The 19,586-nt window shown below is 40.3% G+C and carries 22 protein-coding genes and 1 tRNA gene; 13 read left to right on the forward strand and 10 right to left on the reverse strand.

Translation table 11 applies throughout. From position 1 onward, the window contains the following. Positions 1-513: 513 nt before the first annotated feature. Positions 514-588: transfer RNA gene (locus ACT3QP_RS03645), tRNA-Gly, on the reverse strand. A gap of 616 nt (positions 589-1,204) precedes the next feature. Between ACT3QP_RS03645 and ACT3QP_RS03650 the strand changes: the two genes are divergently transcribed. The 4 genes from ACT3QP_RS03650 to ACT3QP_RS03665 all read left to right on the forward strand — a co-directional run bounded on the left by ACT3QP_RS03650 (position 1,205) and on the right by ACT3QP_RS03665 (position 3,811). Further along, a complete protein-coding gene (locus ACT3QP_RS03650) occupies positions 1,205-2,017 on the forward strand; it encodes a M48 family metallopeptidase (protein WP_192520506.1) in 813 nt (270 codons plus the stop codon). Positions 2,018-2,378: 361 nt separating this feature from the next. Continuing rightward, on the forward strand, positions 2,379-2,702 hold the full coding sequence (locus ACT3QP_RS03655; RefSeq protein ID WP_444524489.1) for a BolA family protein: 324 nt from the start codon (positions 2,379-2,381) through the stop codon (positions 2,700-2,702). A 125-nt stretch (positions 2,703-2,827) separates the two neighbouring features. Further along, positions 2,828-3,187, forward strand: a complete 360-nt coding sequence (locus tag ACT3QP_RS03660) for a SirB2 family protein (protein WP_444524490.1) — start codon at positions 2,828-2,830, stop codon at positions 3,185-3,187. A gap of 222 nt (positions 3,188-3,409) precedes the next feature. Continuing rightward, positions 3,410-3,811: a hypothetical protein gene (locus ACT3QP_RS03665; RefSeq protein ID WP_444524491.1), complete on the forward strand. Its 402-nt coding sequence runs from the start codon at positions 3,410-3,412 to the stop codon at positions 3,809-3,811. A gap of 137 nt (positions 3,812-3,948) precedes the next feature. Here ACT3QP_RS03665 and trxA read toward each other — a convergent pair whose 3' ends face one another. The 3 genes from trxA to ACT3QP_RS03680 form a co-directional block, all read right to left on the reverse strand. Beyond that, the gene (gene trxA / locus ACT3QP_RS03670) at positions 3,949-4,395 is read right to left on the reverse strand and encodes a thioredoxin (protein WP_444524492.1); all 447 of its coding nucleotides are present in this window, start codon (positions 4,393-4,395) and stop codon (positions 3,949-3,951) included. Between the two features lie 107 nt (positions 4,396-4,502). Then, the gene (locus ACT3QP_RS03675) at positions 4,503-4,685 is read right to left on the reverse strand and encodes a YgaP family membrane protein (RefSeq protein WP_444524493.1); all 183 of its coding nucleotides are present in this window, start codon (positions 4,683-4,685) and stop codon (positions 4,503-4,505) included. 154 nt (positions 4,686-4,839) lie between these two features. After that, on the reverse strand, positions 4,840-5,712 hold the full coding sequence (locus ACT3QP_RS03680) for an MBL fold metallo-hydrolase (protein WP_444524494.1): 873 nt from the start codon (positions 5,710-5,712) through the stop codon (positions 4,840-4,842). 349 nt (positions 5,713-6,061) lie between these two features. Between ACT3QP_RS03680 and ACT3QP_RS03685 the strand changes: the two genes are divergently transcribed. The 4 genes from ACT3QP_RS03685 (at position 6,062) to ACT3QP_RS03700 (ending at position 9,029) form a co-directional block, all read left to right on the forward strand. Continuing rightward, complete coding sequence (locus ACT3QP_RS03685) at positions 6,062-6,352, forward strand: ArsR/SmtB family transcription factor (RefSeq protein WP_444524495.1); 291 nt, start codon at positions 6,062-6,064, stop codon at positions 6,350-6,352. Positions 6,353-6,411: 59 nt separating this feature from the next. Next, a complete protein-coding gene (locus ACT3QP_RS03690) occupies positions 6,412-8,121 on the forward strand; it encodes a SulP family inorganic anion transporter (RefSeq protein ID WP_444524496.1) in 1,710 nt (569 codons plus the stop codon). Between the two features lie 115 nt (positions 8,122-8,236). Continuing rightward, entirely contained in the window at positions 8,237-8,563 is a 327-nt protein-coding gene (locus ACT3QP_RS03695; RefSeq protein WP_444524497.1) for a beta-lactamase hydrolase domain-containing protein, read from the forward strand. Positions 8,564-8,696: 133 nt separating this feature from the next. Further along, positions 8,697-9,029 carry a TIGR01244 family sulfur transferase gene (locus ACT3QP_RS03700; protein WP_444524498.1) on the forward strand — a complete coding sequence of 111 codons (333 nt, stop codon included), beginning with the start codon at positions 8,697-8,699 and terminating at the stop codon, positions 9,027-9,029. On the opposite strand, the gene ACT3QP_RS03705 is transcribed toward ACT3QP_RS03700, so the two are convergent. Next, on the reverse strand, positions 9,018-9,914 hold the full coding sequence (locus ACT3QP_RS03705; RefSeq protein ID WP_444524499.1) for a LysR family transcriptional regulator: 897 nt from the start codon (positions 9,912-9,914) through the stop codon (positions 9,018-9,020). The two genes, ACT3QP_RS03700 and ACT3QP_RS03705, sit on opposite strands and share 12 nt — an antisense overlap. Positions 9,915-10,091: 177 nt before the next feature. On the opposite strand from ACT3QP_RS03705, the gene ACT3QP_RS03710 reads away from it, so the two are divergent. Both ACT3QP_RS03710 and ACT3QP_RS03715 read left to right on the forward strand, forming a co-directional pair. Then, a complete protein-coding gene (locus ACT3QP_RS03710; protein WP_444524500.1) occupies positions 10,092-10,847 on the forward strand; it encodes a glutathione S-transferase family protein in 756 nt (251 codons plus the stop codon). A gap of 140 nt (positions 10,848-10,987) precedes the next feature. After that, positions 10,988-11,848 carry a bile acid:sodium symporter family protein gene (locus ACT3QP_RS03715; RefSeq protein WP_444524501.1) on the forward strand — a complete coding sequence of 287 codons (861 nt, stop codon included), beginning with the start codon at positions 10,988-10,990 and terminating at the stop codon, positions 11,846-11,848. Positions 11,849-11,955: 107 nt separating this feature from the next. On the opposite strand, the gene ACT3QP_RS03720 is transcribed toward ACT3QP_RS03715, so the two are convergent. The 3 genes from ACT3QP_RS03720 to ahpF all read right to left on the reverse strand — a co-directional run bounded on the left by ACT3QP_RS03720 (position 11,956) and on the right by ahpF (position 15,406). Next, complete coding sequence (locus ACT3QP_RS03720) at positions 11,956-12,783, reverse strand: hypothetical protein (protein ID WP_444524502.1); 828 nt, start codon at positions 12,781-12,783, stop codon at positions 11,956-11,958. A gap of 32 nt (positions 12,784-12,815) precedes the next feature. Continuing rightward, the gene (locus tag ACT3QP_RS03725; protein ID WP_444524503.1) at positions 12,816-13,676 is read right to left on the reverse strand and encodes a hypothetical protein; all 861 of its coding nucleotides are present in this window, start codon (positions 13,674-13,676) and stop codon (positions 12,816-12,818) included. Positions 13,677-13,825: 149 nt separating this feature from the next. Further along, positions 13,826-15,406, reverse strand: a complete 1,581-nt coding sequence (ahpF, locus tag ACT3QP_RS03730; RefSeq protein ID WP_444524504.1) for an alkyl hydroperoxide reductase subunit F — start codon at positions 15,404-15,406, stop codon at positions 13,826-13,828. A 478-nt stretch (positions 15,407-15,884) separates the two neighbouring features. Here ahpF and ACT3QP_RS03735 point away from each other — a divergent pair, with 478 nt between their 5' ends. Continuing rightward, positions 15,885-16,133, forward strand: a complete 249-nt coding sequence (locus ACT3QP_RS03735; protein ID WP_444524505.1) for a YdcH family protein — start codon at positions 15,885-15,887, stop codon at positions 16,131-16,133. Between the two features lie 334 nt (positions 16,134-16,467). On the opposite strand, the gene ahpC is transcribed toward ACT3QP_RS03735, so the two are convergent. Continuing rightward, a complete protein-coding gene (ahpC, locus tag ACT3QP_RS03740; protein ID WP_192518527.1) occupies positions 16,468-17,034 on the reverse strand; it encodes an alkyl hydroperoxide reductase subunit C in 567 nt (188 codons plus the stop codon). A gap of 314 nt (positions 17,035-17,348) precedes the next feature. On the opposite strand from ahpC, the gene ACT3QP_RS03745 reads away from it, so the two are divergent. Together ACT3QP_RS03745 and ACT3QP_RS03750 are read left to right on the forward strand one after the other, a co-directional pair. Then, on the forward strand, positions 17,349-18,257 hold the full coding sequence (locus tag ACT3QP_RS03745) for a hydrogen peroxide-inducible genes activator (protein WP_444524506.1): 909 nt from the start codon (positions 17,349-17,351) through the stop codon (positions 18,255-18,257). 2 nt (positions 18,258-18,259) lie between these two features. Continuing rightward, on the forward strand, positions 18,260-18,931 hold the full coding sequence (locus tag ACT3QP_RS03750; protein ID WP_444524507.1) for an HD domain-containing protein: 672 nt from the start codon (positions 18,260-18,262) through the stop codon (positions 18,929-18,931). Here ACT3QP_RS03750 and ACT3QP_RS03755 read toward each other — a convergent pair. Next, positions 18,909-19,514, reverse strand: coding sequence for a methyltransferase domain-containing protein (locus tag ACT3QP_RS03755; protein WP_444524508.1), 606 nt, complete (start codon positions 19,512-19,514; stop codon positions 18,909-18,911). The genes ACT3QP_RS03750 and ACT3QP_RS03755 overlap by 23 nt on opposite strands. Between the last annotated feature and the right edge of the window lie 72 nt (positions 19,515-19,586).

Here is a 19,586-nt window from a genome sequence, read left to right on the forward strand (position 1 = left end):
ATTAACACTAAAAACATATTTATTAGAGGCTTTCATCATCAAATCAATAATACGAGATGCAGAGAAATAGAAATACCCAAGAAGTCGCAAAAGAACTTAAATAATTATTGCTACTAATAACTATTTTTATTCAAGAAACGCTATCATTAATCATCACTATTTTTTTGTTCCAAAAGATGGCCAACAGTCATTCTTATAAAACCAAAGAACAGCGTTATATAACAGAAAAATCATAGAATAAATAAGCTAGGATAGCCATAGACAGTTCAAGATATGTCGGTTCAATTTAGAGGTAGTACAAGACAACCAAATATAAAGATATATTTAATGTTTAAAGCGAGGCTAAAGCAGTCGTACTTTTATAGTGGCGGGACAGGTATCTTAACCCTCCTATGTATTGAAGCAACTATAGCCATTAGAAGAACCATGGTCGCATACTCAACATGCTCTAGTTATTTTTAATATTTCATGCACAAAAAAAAGCCTCACTGTTAAGTGAGGCTTTTTAGAATTTGGAGCGGGAAAAGAGATTCGAACTCTCGACCCCAACCTTGGCAAGGTTATGCTCTACCACTGAGCTATTCCCGCTAATTATCAAGTTATAATAGTTAACTACTACGTCTCGATAGGATGGCTATTTTAGCAAAAATTCTGAGTGTGTCAACACCTTTTTCAGTATTTATTTCTAATAAATTTACCGACGTTATTTTCTTACTATATAATATCAACTAAGCATTTGATTTAATGACAAATACCTACCGTAAGAGAGTAAAAATAATTTTACGGTAATAAAAGTAGTCTAAGACTATCTAATCAAAAAAGTACTAAATAACATGTATCGCCATCACTTGATTCTGTTTTTGAAGAGAACAAGGCATAAATATTACGTCTTTCTCCTAATTTCATGCTTATACATGGCTGTTTTGCTTACAATCATACCTTGTATTGTTACTTTTTCTACATTGGTTTTGCTGCATTCACATTATTATACTTAGATGGAGCTTGTGTCTTAAATTCGCTCGCTAATCATCTAAATAAGCTAAAAACTAAGACACGCCCTAATAACAGTTCAAGTGATTTTTTATAATTGAGGCAGAACAACATATGTTAGCCAATTATCGATAATTAACTGACTTTCGACTTATGCTACCTCCCCATACTTTGTTCAACTTTTCCTTTTATCATTTACAGCGAGGATGTTTTTATGAAAAAACTACTGACTACTACCGTCATGGCAGTATCATTATCAACATTGACTTTAGCCGGTTGTACTAGCACAACTAATACAGGTACCATTGGAGTTGATCGTCAGCAGCTGTTATTAGTTTCTAGTGAGCAAGTTTTAGAATTGTCAGCACAAAGCTATGCTAATACGATACAAGAAGCCAAGTCGAGTGGCGTACTAGATACCGACTCTGCACAACTCAATCGCCTAAAAATTATTGCCAATCGTTTGATTGGTCAGGTTGGTGTCTACCGCACAGATGCGGCAGCGTGGGATTGGGAAGTACATACCATCAAATCCGATGAGCTAAATGCTTTTGTGGTACCTGGTGGTAAGATTATGTTTTATTCAGGGATTATTGATCGCTTGAGCCTAACTGATGATGAGATTGCCGCGATTATGGGACATGAGATGTCACATGCACTACGAGAGCACTCACGTGAGCGTCTCTCTCGTGAATATGCAACGCAAACAAGTATCGGTGTGGCTGCCAGTATATTTGGTTTATCACAAGGACAAACCGAGTTAGCAGGTACTGCCGGTAATTTAGGCTTAAGCTTACCTCATAGCCGTACTCAAGAGTCTGAAGCCGACCAGATTGGTCTTGAGCTGATGGCGCGTGCAGGTTATAACCCACAAGCAGCAGTTAGTTTGTGGCAAAAAATGCAGAAGGCAAGCGAAGGCGAGCCGCCACAGTTTTTAAGCACTCACCCATCTAGTAGCAATCGTATTTCTCAGCTGCAGTCCCTAATGCCTAAAGTGATGCCACTGTATGAAAAGGCTCGTCGTTAATTTATTATGTCGTTGTAGACTCTGTACACTAAGTCAATACGAATTACGCTTTAAGAGCAGAGTGCACCTATCTATTGTGCCCTGCTCTTTTTCTTTTTTAACAAAATATGATAATACTCAAAAACCTTGTTGCTTATTACCATATTTTGTAGCAACTTGACTCAAGTAATGATTGAACATGACCGCAAGGTATGCAAATTAATAGCCCACTGTTCAAATAACGACGTCTGCTATAATACATATAATATATTATTCACATAATACTAATGGCTATTAGGGCATTTCCTCAACTTAATCGATAATTATCTCACTCATCTAAAAGTGAGGTCACACTCTAAGTAAAATATATAAAAGGACTGCTATGAGTACCACACCAATCGCTGATGCGCTCAATACCGAGCTACAATCTTTACAGCCAAAACATTTAGAATTGATAAATGAATCGATGGATCATGCTGGCTATTTTGACGGCAAAGAAAGCCATTTTAAGCTCACTATTGTCAGTGATGCTTTTGAAGGTAAACGATTAGTCGCACGCCATCAGCTCGTATATGAACGGGTTAATTCACTGCTAACATCACAAGGTGGTCAAGTACATGCATTGGCTATCCATGCCTATACACCAATCGAGTGGCAAGGACAAAGTCCTAATAGCCCATCATGTGCCGGACAAAATAAACAATAAAAAACTAAATAGATATTAAGGTCTGTTGAACGTTCAACAGACACTATTTGAGCAACATTTTTTAGACGATAATTGAATTCTATAAACCAGCTAAGAACATGCCACTTTAAGGAAAACGATATTCAATGAAACATTTACATATGCTCATAGCCTTGCTGATCGTTGTGCTATTCTTATATCAAAGTTATTTGGTATTAAGCGCGAATAGACGAGCACCACGTCCAGTTAAGATAATCTCTCATATGCTCTATGCCTTTTTGATTGTATCAGGGGCTGTTATGCTAATGCAGCTAATGAGTGTCAATGCGCCTGTACAGTGGGTGTTCGCCAAAATAATTTTACTCTTTGCAGCTATTAGCTCTAGTGTAAAAGCTTTTAATAATCACTCCACACCTAACCAACAGAAGGCAGGTATTCTCATTGCTGGTATCGCATATCTAGGTATTGTGGTACTTGCCTTTGCAAAACCTGGCAACTTATTTTGATAGCGCTTTAGCAGGATGATATGCTCTATATTTGTAGAAACAGCTATACTACTAAGAGCATTTAGGGGTGTTGATTATTCAACCATGGCACTGACAGAGACTATTTGTGAATGTTCAACACGCCCTATATTTAATAGTCGATATATTTTCATTATCTTAATTATGTTATTTTTGCTATCTTAAATAAATACAACTACAACCATTTAGCCTCATGGAGCTACGATGAAAACTCTTGCGACAGCGACACTACTTGCGACTACTGGCATTTTCGGGCTCTCAGGCTGTGCTTCTACCGGCAATGTAACGCCACAGTATGTACCACCAAGCACTTATCAAAGCTACGACTGCCAAGCACTCAACCAAGAGTATGCCCGCGTCAATCGTTATGTGGATGCAGCGCTAAACGAGCAATCAACTCTATCTAGTACTGGTGTGGGTATCGGTGTCTCGGCAGGTAGTTGGGGTATTTCCCCTAACATCAGCTTTGGTCTGGGTAAAAGCGAAAACACCAAAGCACGCGATGCAAAATTATCGCGTCTCTATGGTGAGCGTGATGCAATTGTGCAATCTGCCCGTATTCAAAACTGTGACTTTGTCGATGGTATCAAAATTTATGGCGAGTAATACTCAAAGTAGTATCACTGATGGTTCACATTGAACTTAGCTTTACATTGTCATCACTAAAAAAAGCCAATACGCGATATGCATATTGGCTTTTTTGTATTTATATGATGATATCAGCAAAAAATCCGAGCCTTATCCTAAGCCTTTAAGCTCTGCACCCACCGGACGATTTGATCACTTGGCAACGCACCTGATTGTCGTGCAATTTCTTTACCATGTTTAAAGGCCACCATGGTTGGCAAACTACGAATATTATAAGGAGCGGCCGCTTGTTCGTATTTATCGGTTTGTATCTTCGCAAAAACGACCTGCGGTAGTTGGCTAGCCGCTTTTTTGAACTGCGGTGCCATTATAATACAAGGCTGACACCAACTTGCCCAAAAATCAACGATAGTCAATACATCATTTTTATGAATGATTTTGTTCGCAGTTTGCGTATTCATTTCGTGAGGACTGCCGGTCAATAAAAGCTGACCACATTTACCACACTTCGGCGCCGCATCTAGTTTTACTGCTGGCACACGGTTGGTCGCTTGGCAGTGTGGACATACCAAATAATAGTCTTGCATCTTTTTTTCACTCATATGATGACTCCTATACTGACCATGTATGTCTTGAACAGAGCTACTTTGACCCACACTCTTAACTTGTTTATTACTTTATCATGACATCACTTAGTAAGTGATTCATGTTAACGTTTACAAGTATTGGCACCCAACATTTTGTATAGTGGACAGAAACGAAACAATCCCGTCAATAGTGGCACCAAACCAACCACACCCCACCAACTTTGATAATAGACACCAACCGAAATAATGATGACACCAGCGATAATACGAAGTGTACGATCTGTACTACCAACATTAATACCCATGACAATCTCCTTAACAAGACTAAAAAAACAACAGTGACGATAAACATTCAGTCGACAATAAATCATGCTTGAATGCAACAAACAGATATTATGACAACTGACTCTCACCTTGTACTTACATAAGATTTCAGTTCTTACTTACGCTTATATCAATTCACTGTCCAAGAACATTAATTGGTACTTTCAAATAACGAGTGCCATTGTCTTCTGCCTTTGGAAAATGACCCGCATCAATATTGACTTGTACGGATGGAATAATCAGACGCGGCATATCAAGAGTCGCATCACGGCGTTCACGCATTTGTACAAACTCTGCTTCATTGATACCATCTTTTACATGGATATTGCCCATCTTCTGCGCAGCAACAGTAGTGGTTGGGCAATGCTTGCGACCTTTGCTCGGATAGTCATGGCACAGATACATAATCGTATCTTCAGGTAGTGCAAGTAGCTTTTGAATTGAGTGATACAAAGTTTTGGCATCTCCACCCGGGAAGTCACAGCGAGCCGTACCCACATCAGGTGCAAACAAAGTATCGCCGACGAAGACCACTGTTTTTTCATTGTCAGAAGCCACATAAGCCATATCAGCCGGCGTGTGGCCAGGTACATACATGACTGTAATGGTGATGTCGCCAAGTGTAAAAGTCTCACCATCATCCGTTAAAATATCAAACTGACTGGCATCAGTGCGAAAGCTGGTGTCAAAGTTAAAAATCTGCTTAAATATTTTTTGTACTTCGGTGATATGTTGACCTATGACGAGCTGCCCACCAAGTGACTCTTTTACGTGAGCAGCAGCTGATATATGATCTGCATGGGCATGGGTTTCTATGATATAGCTCAGTTTCCAACCATGCTCACGCACAAACTCAATCACCCCATCAACGCTAATAGTACCAGTACGTCCTGACTTGGCATCAAAATCTAATACTGGATCGATGATGGCACATACTTGATTCTGAACGTCTGCGAGTACGTGAGTATAGGTTTCTGTATCGCTGTGTAAGAAAGAATGTACTTGCATGGCTACCTCTTTTCTTTTGTATGAATATTTTATTTTTTTATAAATTCTTAAGTATAATATGCGCTTGGTTATCGTATTTACCATTACATACTGACTTACTATGTATGCTAATATAGCAATTACCAAACAATTTATCAATTTATATAATGTAAATAAACATAACTTGATATGCCTTACAATATCATCGATAATTAAGTATGTTTATTCATAAATTTCAAACTTCACCATTTATACTCTATATAAGGAGCTCGCTCTGAATACCTCAGTACTGAGCACATCGAACATTAGCGCTAGCGACAATATCTCACCCAGTGAAGCAGACCTTGTACCTTCAGACCTTGCTGAGCAAATGCAACAAGCCTCTATGCAAGCTAGCCAGCTACTAAAGTCACTCTCGCATCCTGATCGCTTGTTACTCCTATGTCAGCTGACTCAAGGAGAGTACTGCGTCAGTGAGCTTGAGAAACTGGTTGGCGTTGGGCAGCCAAGCTTATCACAGCAACTAGGCATCCTACGTAAGGATAAGCTCGTCTCAACACGCCGCGAAGGTAAGCAAATCTACTATAGCATCGCCAGTGATGATGCTTTAGCAGTACTAGACCTACTTTATCAACGCTTTTGTGCCAAAATAGACGGATAGTTTGTACACTAAATACCCAGATATGGTTAAATTTTTTCTTATGATGGCGACCTATTGTTATGCCTTCTATTGCCGCTCGTCTAATACCTGCTTGGCTACGCCAATACAAGCTGTCTGCGCTGCCGACTGACGTCATCGCAGGGTTGGTCGTTGGTGTGCTTGTAATTCCACAAAGTCTGGGCTATGCCGTGTTGGCAGGACTGCCTCCAGTTTATGGCTTATACGCCGCTATAGTGCCCGTTATTGTTTATGCTTGGATAGGATCAAGTAACGTCCAAGCGATAGGACCTGTGGCTATCACAGCAATCATGACGGCCAGCAGTCTACATCCCTACGCATCAGATAGTGCTCAGCAATATGTGTTGATGGCCAGCTTACTGTCATTAATGGTGGGGGCGATGTTATGGCTAGCAGGTTGGCTCAAACTTGGCTGGATTATGCAGTTTATCAGTCGGGGCGTTTCTGCTGGTTTTATCAGTGGTGCTGCGGTACTTATTTTTATTAGTCAGCTTAAATACTTGACCGCCATCCCTATCTCAGGGAACGGATTATTCGGTTATTTATCGAGTATGCAACTGTATTTCCATCAGCTACATCCGCTAACCTTGCTTATCGGAATCATCGCTTTTACTTTACTCATTGCTAATCGTTATGGCAGTAAATGGGTATGGAAATCTTGGTTACCACTAGCTTATGCCAAATGGGCAGAACGTTTATTTCCGCTTATTCTGCTTGGTATAACGATTATCTTAAGTATCAGCTTACACTGGCATACGAGCGGTGTGGCAACGATTGGTAGTATTCCGCAAGGACTACCCAATTTCACCCTTCCCTATGTGCCAAACTTTGATGTCGCGCTGAACCTATTACCTAGCGCAGGACTGATGGCACTGATTGTATTTGTTTCAAGTAGCTCAGTTGCGAGCAATTATGCGCGCTTACGTGGTGAGACCTTTGATGCCAACCGCGAGCTAACTGGATTGGGTGCTGCTAATATTGCGGGGGGATTTTTCCAGAGCTTTGCTGTCGCCGGTGGCTTTTCACGCACCGCAATCAATGCTGACTCAGGTGCCAAGACGCCTGTGGCCAGTCTGGTGACTGTGATAGTTATGCTGGCCGCTTTAATCGCTTTTGGCAATACCTTATCACCACTTCCTTATGCCATATTAGGCGCGACCATCATGGCCTCTATCATTGGCCTCATTGATATAGCAACCTTAAAATCAGCATGGCAACGTGACCGTATCGATGCGGCTAGCTTTATGGCAGCCTTTGCTGGTGTTTTGATGTTTGGGCTAAATACTGGCTTAGTGATTGGTTTGATGGTGTCTTTTGCTAGCTTGATTTGGCAGTCAAGCAAACCGCACGTGGCCATTGTGGGGCAATTGGCGGGCACAGGACATTTTCGTAACATCAATCGTCATGATGTGGTGACATTCGACAACTTATTGATGCTACGTACTGATGAAAGCTTGTTTTTTGGTAATAGCGAAGCGGTTCATCGCCGTGTGATACAAGCCACTCAGCAGTATCCAAAAGCTCATGAAATCATCCTTATCATGTCAGCTGTCAATCACATTGACTTGACTGGACAAGAGATGCTGATCAGCCTTAACAAAGAACTTCTCAGCCAAAATAAGCACTTAAATTTTAGCTTTATTAAAGGGCCTGTCATGGATATCATTGAGCAGACACCTGTGATCACTGAACTCTCAGGCTATGTTTATTTGAGTACCATGGATGCAGTAGAGGCTCTAAAAGATAGTTAATTCTAGCCATACTAAAAGCTGTGTTATGCTACTCCCTAAAAGTACAATCTAAATGACAACTTTAAAAAACATTCTATATTCAAATGCCTTTTAATATCTGCGACCGAAGTAATTTATGACCGATAACTTAACCATTTATAAGCAAATTTATCCAAGCCAATGTAACAAAATTGCCGATCTTGGCTACCGCTCTGTGCTTAATATCCGTCCTGATGCTGAGACAGAAACGCAGCCAAATAGCTGTGACTTTGTCCATGCAACTGAAGATGCCAACTTGACCTATCATCATCTACCGTTTGATGATGAGCGCCTAAGTATGAAAACGATAGAGCAATTTGCCAGTTTTTATCACTCTATGCCCAAACCGATACTTATGTTTTGTGGTACTGGCGCACGTGCCAAGCTGCTTTATCAAAGTGCATTAATGCAAGGGCTACTATAGCCTATACTCTGTAGTATAGTGATAATTTTTACATTACTGAGCTTTAACGTTTTGCTGGTTCAGTTTAGGCTTAGCATGATAATCACATAACAAACTTATCACTTACTTATATAGAAAATAATAAGGAGCTTTTATGAGCCATCAAGTTAGCTTTACCGGACAAATCACCCCAGACCAAGTACCAATGATTGCCGAAAACGGCTTTAAAACCATCATCAATAACCGTCCAGATGGTGAAGAACCCAATCAACCTACCAGTGCAGAGATTGAAGCAGCAGCAAAAGCAGCTGGCCTTGCTTATAAAGAGGTTTCTTTTGCAGGTAGTGAGCTGAACCAAAACCATGTCGAAACCTTTGCTGACTTTTTCAATCAAGCTGAGCAGCCAATATTGATGTTTTGTCGTACAGGAAACCGCTCTAATGGTATTTATGAAGCCGCCAAGCAAATGGATTTATTAGACGATTGAGTGATCACTCATAGATTGTAAATAGTTATCACACACTATCGATAATTGCGCCCGTCCAAAATTTGGATGGGCGTTTGCGGTTATGACCATTTCGATAATAACCTCAGGCAGTTTTGGTAACACAAAAGGCAATGGATTATTAGCATTTGTTAAGGCAGTCATCTGCCCTAAACTGCTTTTAGCCACAACGGTTATTCCCTGTCCTGTCAGTACTAGACTACTTATTGCGCCAACGCTATTCGCGCTACAGACCACTTGGCTAGCAACATTGATTTGGCTTAAGCCTTGAATAGCGGCATGATGGAAATGGCAACTTTCATCAAATAAAATCAAAGGCACACCAGAGTTATTATTATAGCTTTTTGCCAAGTGACTCGTGTTGCCATCAAATGCCCAAACGCCTTTGTCTTGCTGCAAAAACTGCCCTGCTTCTTTAGCGGATGAACGTGACACGATAGCAGCGTCCAAAGCACCAGTGCTTAATAGCTCACGTAAGCGAATTGAATTATGACAATGAATATGTACGGGCAAATTAGGTACGCATGCCTTAATATATTGGATAACTTTAGGCAGAATTACCTGTGCATAATCATCAGGACATCCTAACTGTAAAGGTCTAATAATCTGTTTGCTCTCATGCATTTGTCTCAATGCATCATCATGTAAACTAATGATATGACGCGCATAGCCAAGCAAAAACTTACCGTCTTCAGTCAACTCAAGCACACGTCCTGACTTAGTGAATAACGACTTATTTACCTGTTCAGCCAGTTTTTGCATTTTTTGACTCACGGCACTTTGACTACGGTGCACCTGCTCGGCTGCCTGCGTATAACTGCCTGTCTCTACCACTGCGATGAAACAACGTAATGCCTCTATATCCATTCGCCAATCCTTTGCATGTCAATATTTTGTATGTATTAGAGATTAGCACATTGTCATTTTTAATAAACAAAACTAACGCTGCGAATCTCTTATAGGTACTATTAATATTTTGCACTGGCAACCTACAGTTTGTGGAGACATAATAAAACTCCATTCAGCAGATTATAGGGAATTGATATGCAAAAACCTCTACTCATTATCGGTAATAAGAACTATTCGTCGTGGTCGTTACGGGCTTGGCTGTTGCTCAAGGCTTTTGGTATTGATTTTAATGAGCAATTGATTGAACTTTTTGATAATTCCGCACGTCCTATTCTCGACGAGCATGCACCAACGGGAAAGGTGCCCGTTTTGGTTTATGGTCAAGGTGATAATAAAGTCACGGTATGGGATACCTTAGCGATTGCCATTCATGTCAATGACTATTTGACAGATAAAAATATTTGGACCGGATTAAGCAAGTCTGATGCTGATGCTCACAACAGCAGTCAGCATAGCATCAGCAAAATTAACAGCGCTTACTGCCAAAGTATCGTATCAGAGATGCACTCAGGGCTGATGGGTATGCGTAGCGAGATGCCGATGAATATTCGAGCCACTGCGAAAATAAACCCTAGCCCTGCTTGCTTGGCAGACCTTGACCGCATTGAAAGTATTTTTTCCGACTGCCTAACAGGGCGCGCAGAAGACAGCTTTTTATTTGGCCACTTTACAGCGGCAGATGCCTTTTTTGCACCCGTGGTACTGAGGCTACACACCTATGCTAATGCCTCGGACATCACATTAAAACCAGTGACTAAACAATACTGTGAGACAATGCTAAACAACCCTCATATACAAGCGTGGCGAGAATCGGCATTAACAGAAACCCGCATCATTGAAGAAGATGAAGCTGGTCAGATAGTCTCATTGGCTGGAGCATTGGCAGGTTAATATAAATCCAACCCACATCAAACATTAGGTGAAAGGTTTACTAAATTTTTAATAACACTTAAGATGTTAGAGGCACAAGGAATGTGTCTCTATTTAGAAAGTCATTTTAATATGGCTTTTAATTTTACAAGGAATGTTTTATGAGTGGTACTGCACTGGCATTACTCCCACTGGCGCTTGCCTATATTATGTTTACTTTAGGCACAGGGCTAAAACCCAGTGACTTTAAGGTTATTATTAATCACCCCAAAGCCTTTGTTGTGGGCCTCATCAATCAAGTTATTTTTGTGCCTTTGATTGCGTTAGCCGTGGTCTTAGTAATGGCACCGCCGCCCGAAATCGCGTTTGGCATCATGCTGATTAGCTTTTGTCCAGGCGGCGTCACCAGCAACATGCTCACCTATTACGCCAAAGGCAATGTCGCGCTGTCAGTCGCCCTCACTGGCGTGGTCAGCCTGTTATCAGTCGTTACCTTGCCTATTCTAATCACCTTAGCGTTTAACCACTTTATGCAAGACCAAACTGGCTCTATCAGCGCGGTAAAGATTGGTGCTGTCATGTTCTTGTTGACGACGTTGCCCGTCACCCTTGGTATGCTCGCTCGCTATAAATTTACTGATTTTATGGTACGTAGGAGCAGTATTCTAAATGGCTTGGCCAGTATCTTTTTCGTATTGATCGTCTTCGCTGCCATCGCTTCTAACTGGGAGCTGCTAAAGTCACAACTCACATCAATGGGGCTTGAGCTGGTTCTTATTATTATGGCTTTATTTATATTCAGTATTTTAACCGCTAAGTTATTAAAGCTGAGCTGGTTTGACACCAAAACCATCTCAATAGAAACCAGTATTCAGAACAGTACGACTGCGATTACTTTAGCACCTATCATTATGGGAACAGCCGTTGGCCTGCCTGCCATCGCCTTACCTGCGGCGGTATATGGCGTGTTGATGTATGTGATTGCATTGCCAGTTATTGCCTTGATTCGGAATAAGAACTAGGCTTGGCCTCTCTTGTAAATTGAATTAAGTATATTTAATCGCAACATTAAAAGAGACTTTTGATGGCAGATTGTTTCTGCTGCCATCATACTTTTTACATATACTATTTAATAAATATCTTTTAAAGGATAATCTTTAGTCTCTTGATAGCCTTTATCTTTTTGATACTTAATATAGTAGGCACTGTCTTTATAGTTTTTGCCTTTGTTGTATCCATCAACGGTTAATTTTAGAGTATAAAAACCATTAACTGTTTTGCTGGTATCAATATCTAGATTAGCTGTCCTATCATTACAAAGACGTTGCCCCTGACCCCCGCAACTATCTGAGCCCTCACTATCAAAACCTGCACCAATCCAGTTTTCTATAATGCCATGGCCTTTGGGCGTCAATACAACATAGCTAGTGCTAGTATAACCTTGATGCGTGTCACTATGCTCATTTACAAAGCCCCATGTATTAGGTGCAAACTTCTCTAAATCCCAACCTCCTAGGCCAAGACCATAATTACCGGCATTCATATAAGGATTGGCCGACTCAATTTGCCAGCCTCTACCTTTAGGCTTTAAAACGAACATACCGACTAAGCCACTATCAGCATGACCTCGTAAAACCTCATCGCCATTTTCATCGAAGCTAACATCGCCTGTAACCAATATATATAAGCGTTTACCCTTATCCGTCTCTACTACTTTTTGCCTATCTATATCTATACAATAGCCAGCTGTATCAGGTTCTCTAGTTAAACCACTGACAGAGCCCGAGGGTGCAATCGCACCGTGACACTGTAATGCTTCATTATAGAGCGGATAATACGGCTTTAGGATATCCATCACGCTATCGGCAGCAGAGGTATTTGTGGCAAAACCTAATAGTGCAAAACTAAAAAAAAATCTTAAACTAATTATTGATCCATATAATTTGGCGTGGCTCATACATACCTCAATTGAACAATTAAATGACATCACTATAGTGGATACTTCTCAGGCGCTTGATATCCTTTTTTTGGCTCGTATTCTATTCTATAGACCTGATTTTTATATGTCTTTTTTTCTGAACCGTTATAGTTATACTCATAACCATTGACTGTAATCTCTAGCGGATAAAAACCATTTATCAGTGTCGTTTTATCGATATTGAGTTTAGCTTTAAGCAATGTGCAATAATCTACATTTCTATCTTTACTACAGCCAGATGGCGCTATAGAATTGTTTTCTGTTGTTACTTTGGCAGCTATATGACTAGCTATCACTCTTTTTGACTTAGGGTCTGGTGTCAATAATACATATTCAGAAAAAGATTGAACATAATGCGAGTCACTATGAATATTAATAAATCCCCATTTGTCAGGAGCAACCTGTATTAGCTTCCAGTCTTTTAAGCCTTTACCATAGCTACCTGCATTCATCACTGGATTAGCGTATTCCACCTCCCAGCCTGAACCTTGTGGCTTTAGAATAAACATACCTACTAGACCAGTATCAGCGTGAGAACTATATGACGCGGCACCACTTTCATGAAAAGCGACGTCACCAATGACTGATATATATAACCGCTTACCTTGCTTGCTTCGTACCTCTAGTTGTCTATCAGTCTCAATGCAATATCCGCTTTGATGCGGTATTTCTTCGCCAGATGATGAACCGTTATTGGCAATAATACCTCGGCACTGCTTAGCTTCATTATAAATAGGATAATATTCATTCAAAATTTCATCGACCGTTTGTGCTGCATAAACGTGAGTAACACTGAATATTAGAGAGATAAAAACCACGTATTTGAGCCAATTTCTTTGTTTAGTATTTGAGTATTCGTCTTCCTGTTTCATTCTTTCAAGTTTCTCTTAACATTTATTAATAAACATAAGTTAATTTTTAAGATTTCACAAGCCATAAATCATTTTCCATAAAAAAACCACCTCAAAAGAGGTGGCTTCTTAGACTAACTTTAGTATTTTACGGTTTGGATCTGAACAGCTTATTGCATGACTAAATACTCGAACGCTGCTAATGCTGCTTTACTACCTTCACCCATCGCAATATTAATCTGCTTAAATGGTACAGTCGTTACATCACCGCAAGCGAAGATACCTTTGCGATCCGTACGGCAGCGCTCATCAATCTCAATCTCACCGAAACGATTCAAATCAACAAAGCCTTTGATAAATCCAGTATTCGGTACTAAACCAATTTGTACAAATACCGCTGCCAAATCTAATTCTTTAGTATCACCAGAGTTGCGATCTTCGTAGACAATAGAGCTAACTTTACCGTCTGTGGCTTTAATTTCTTTGGTAGCCGCGCTGGTAATAATATCAATATTGGCTTTTTCTTTGGCTTTATTGATGAGTACCTGATCTGCTTTTAAATCATCAGCAAATTCAAACACTGTCACATGGTTCACAATACCTGCCAAATCAATCGCGGCTTCAATACCAGAATTACCACCACCAACAACTGATACATCTTTGCCTTTGAAGAAAGGACCGTCGCAGTGAGCACAGAACGCCACACCTTTACCGATGTTCTCTTCTTCACCTGGTACGCCAAGCTTACGCCATTGAGCACCAGTGGCTAGGATAATACTGCGAGTCTCAAACGTCTCACCAGTGTTCAGATGAATACGATAGTTCTCATCTTCAGTTTCGCTGATGTCTTTTACGCTTACATGCTCTTTCAGCGTGATATTGTACTCATGCAAATGCTTAACAAAGTTGTTTGATAACTCTGTACCGTTGGTTAATGGTACTGAAATCAAGTTTTCGATATCTTGCGTATCTTTAACCTGCCCACCGATACGGTCAGCAACCATCGTTACTTTTAGACCTTTACGAGCGGTATAAATCGCAGCTGCTACCCCTGCAGGACCGGCACCAATAATAGTCACATCTTGCTGCTCTAGTTGCTCAGCATCATCTTCATCGGCATCGCTTAACAAATCAGGGAACTGCTCTTGCAATTTCTCAATCAATTTACCCGTGTCAATCTTACCATTGGCAAACGGCTTACCGTTCAAGAACACCGCTGGTACACCTTGAATGTTATTGGCATCAACTTGCTCTTGAAACAATGCACCATCAATCATTTCGTTACTAATACCATCGTTGAGCAGTGCAAACTGATTCAGCGCTTGCACAACATCTGGACAGCTATGGCAAGAGAGCGATACATAAGTCTGAAACTGTAGCGGTTTATTAAAACGTTTGACCAGCTTTTGGATGCCTTCGTCTAGTTTTAACGTATGACCACCCGCTTGCAAGATTGCCAAAATCAGCGAGGTAAATTCATGGCCCCCAGGGATACCACTAAAGACGATACCCGTGTCAATCAACGCATCATCAGCATGACCGCGAACTGCAAAACTGATCGGGCTAGGTAAGCTGTCATCGTTCACCGTCGCATCAAAATCAATCTTATCTGTCGTACCAGCGATTTTAGTCAAAAAGTCAATCAATTCGGCACGCTTACTATGCTCACCGCTACCCAATACAAAGGTGATAGGACGAGTCATGTTTTCACTATAGCTCTTAATCGCGTCTAATAAACTTTGGTCTATCATGTTTGTTCCTCATTATTACTGAATATGTAACGGCAACTATTATATTGCGCGTTTAAATAAGATTTATTTACTACTAATAGTTTGATCTGAAATGTTATAAGCAAGAGACTTATGCCCTTTGATGTCTCTATTATCATAGCTTTCAGCGTTTTGGGCAAGCTGATAAACTCAAATACTATGTTTTGTAAAACAAATCATAAATTATATTTAACACCTAATTATTAAACCATTAGCAATATGATAGTCATGGTACATAGTCCATTTTTTCGCTACAATCGAGTTAAGCAAATAAGAAAAATTCTTATTTGTCTCGTGACAGACTGGCTGTTTTACAGATTTATACAGAGCCTTTCTGCTAGTATTAAGCCTTATCAGTAATGATTTAGTATTTCGGCTTAATATAAATCAACTCTCAAAATCATAACGACAATGCGCGGATGCTTATTGTTAGCTTGCGCTTCATAACAAGGATGAACACATGAGAAAGACTGATACGTTGCAAGACAATAAAGATATTATTACTGAACTTAGGCAGAAAGACAGCCATTTCGCCAGTATTTTTGATGAGCATACTCAGCTTGATCAACAAATCAATCAGCTTGAAAAAGATTTGGTGAAGCATGCTAGCCGTGATGAAGAAATAGAACAAATGAAACGGCGCAAGCTGCAATTAAAAGATGAGATTTATAAGATAATTGATAAAAATGAACTACAGTCTCAGGCTTAGTGCTTTATTGATGATTAAGCAATAAAGAACCTGATTAGAGCGTGTCCTCATTTTGAAAGTGGTGATAAAAATGAGATAAATGGTAGCCAAACAAGGAAATTAGTAAAGATAATATCGAGATACTAACAAGCTACTTGACGCAGTTTGGCAAAATTTAGCCATTTTTAGCCCATTTATAGTCTATTGTTCAGATTGAGGACACGCCCTAGCGAACGACATAAAAAGACCCCATCAGCAATCGCTAATGGGGTCTTTGTTTATAGCATTGATATAGTCAATATCTCTATATACAACACTACATACATCTAAATCGTTTGACTAATTTAGCCAATATTTAGATTTTACCAACTAGATCTAGACTTGGTTTTAGTGTTTCTGCGCCTTGTTCCCAAGCAGCTGGACAAACTTCACCGTCGTTCTCACGAACATACTGTGCTGCTTTTACTTTACGTAGCATATCTTTTGCGCTACGGCCGATACCGCCAGCATGAATTTCAGCAACTTGGATTAGGCCATCTGGGTCTACTAAGAACGTACCACGTTCAGCTAGACCAGCTTCTTCAATCATAACGTTGAAACCACGAGTGATTTTACCAGTAGGATCGCCGATCATTGGGTAGTTTACTTTACCAATAGCGTCTGAAGAATCATGCCATGCTTTATGCGTGAAATGAGTATCCGTCGATACTGAGTATACTTCTACGCCAAGGCCTTTTAGCTCATCGTAATGAGCTGCCATGTCTTCTAGCTCAGTTGGGCAAACAAACGTGAAATCAGCTGGGTAAAATAAGAAGATTGCCCAGTTGCCTTTTACGTCTTCTGAAGTAACGGTTTTGAATTCGCCGTTTACATACGCATCTGCTGAAAATTCTGGGATTTCTTGATTGATAATAGACGCCATGAGTGGCTCCTTTATAGTTAAGTTAATTGGAATTTTTGGTATAAGTATCTTTGTTAAGCCTTTAATAATTTGGGCTACCTGACAAACTATACGCGAATTTTATTGTTAATCCAGTTAAAAGTTTTTAATGTGATGTTTTGTTTTATTAAACTTGTTAAACTATTATCTCTATTTTTTATCATCAGTGCGTGATATGTCATTGATTATATAACCTATAGATTACATTAAGATGAAATCGAGTGCAGAAATCTCATTGTCACACTACATGAGTCAACACATATATCGCGTTAAAAGCCCATTAATAGAGAGATTTTATGATTACTTTACGTCAGCTTGAGTTTGCCTTAGCAGTGGCTAAACACCGTCATTTTAAACGTGCAGCGGAAGACTGTAATATCTCTCAGTCCGCGCTGAGCTTGGGTATTGCCGAGTTAGAAAAACAATTGGATACGCAGATTTTTGAGCGTAATAATAAACAGGTATTAATCACTCCTATTGGTGAGGATATTTTAGCGCGAGCACAGCGTGTGTTTTCTGAAGTCCATGATCTAACCACACGTGCTCATAGCCATCAATCGCCGCTTGCTTATCCAATGACTGTCGGTATCATCCCAACGATTGCACCGTATTTACTACCAAAAGTATTACCAGCCTTACGAGCCAACTATCCAGAATTCCGTATGACCATCGTCGAACAGCAGACAGAACGCTTGTTAGAACAAGTACGTTACGGTCATATCGATACCGCTATTATTGCCCTACCTTATGCAGTAGAAGGCTTACACAGTTTTGAGTTTTGGACAGAGGATTTTTTTGCAGTATTTCCAAAAGACGATGTACATGCCCAGCTTGAAACCATTAATTCCGATGAGCTCGCAACTGCCAATCTCATGCTGCTCGGTGAAGGTCACTGCTTGACTGATCAAACGCTCTCTGTCTGTCATTTCGATCGTGCACAAATGAAATCAAGCTTTTCAGATGCCAGTTTAAACACGCTTATTCAAATGGCACTTGCCAACATGGGGACGACATTGGTACCCGAGATGGCATTGGATCAGCTTCATCTACAAAACCAAAACGCTGTCGCGGTACCACTAGCAGAGCAAGGACCACATCGCCATATAGCCTTTGTCACTCGTCTAAATTATGCTCGTGTCGATGACGTCAATTTGCTTGGCAAAGTATTTAAGCAAGCGCTTGAAGAAGATGCTAATAAAAAGTAAATATGAATGAGATCTCTCAAATAAATACTGAGTTAAGCAATCATTTTTACTTGCACCTATCTGCTATCGATAGCGATATCACGCCAGAGAAGTCGCAAGCCCTTTGGCAGGATATCGCTGGGTATTATGATGAGCGTCAACGCGCTTATCATACCTTGCAGCATATTCAGCAGTTATTTTCTCAGTTTGAACAGGTTAAGCACGATCTCAATGAGCCACATATTATCGCTTTGGCATTATACTATCACGATGTAATATATGAGCCGACACGCTCAGACAATGAGCTAAAAAGCGCAAGACTTGCAGTAGAAGTGTTAGAACCTTACTTAAATATTGAACAATGCCAATATATCTACGCGCTGATTATGATGACCGCCTCTCATCAAATTAATGATGAGATGGGTTCTAACAAAAATAGCGATGCGGCTTATTTATTAGATATGGACTTGAGTGTTTTAGGAATGCCGTGGTCAGAGTATGAGCAGTACGCAAAATCCGTACGCCAAGAGTATGCGCATGTCGCTGATAAGAACTACCAAAAAGGACGGACTCACGTATTAAATCAGCTTTTGGCACACCCAACCTTATATCTGACAACCCACTACCGTAGTCGACTAGAAGCGCAAGCTCGGGATAATATCAAGCGTGAAATCATGCTTTTACTTGCATCGTAACAAACATCTCATTACCCTGACGCGCAGCATGTGAGTTATAGCTAGACTCCATAATTTCAATATTAAAGCGTGTTTCAAATCGCTGTTGGTATTCAGCTTTTGTACCACCAAACGGCGGCTCATTTCGCCCAAAATCTTTATCAAACAATAGACCAACCAGCTGACCTTTAGGTTTCAATAGCGCAGCCATTTGCTCGACATACTCATCACGACGTGCTGGATTTATCGCACAAAAAAACGTCTGCTCTAATACCCAATCAAACTGATGTTGCTCAGGTGATAAACCAAAAAAATCTGCGCAGATTAAATGCTCAGTCGGAAAGTCAGGATAACGCCGAGCAAAGGCCTCAATCGGAGCAGGTGCAAAATCAACCAACGTAACATTGGTAAAACCTTGCTCATATAGGTAGCCGACTTCATAGGCATTGCCCCCACCTGGTACTAAAATGGCCTGACCTTTCGCGGTCTCAGGTAATTGATCAATATAAGCTTTAAGCGGTGGTGAGACTTCTCCCATATCCCAACCAATACTATCTTGCTCATAACGCTGCTGCCAAAAACCAGCCTGATTCACACTTTCCATATGACATCCTTATCTATCTAGTTTCATCATTGAAACACCAAAAATTATAACAGCACAAAATGTGCTAATTGA

This window comes from Psychrobacter sp. AOP7-B1-24 (assembly GCF_052376215.1).
In the GTDB taxonomy this organism is placed as follows: Bacteria; Pseudomonadota; Gammaproteobacteria; order Pseudomonadales; family Moraxellaceae; genus Psychrobacter.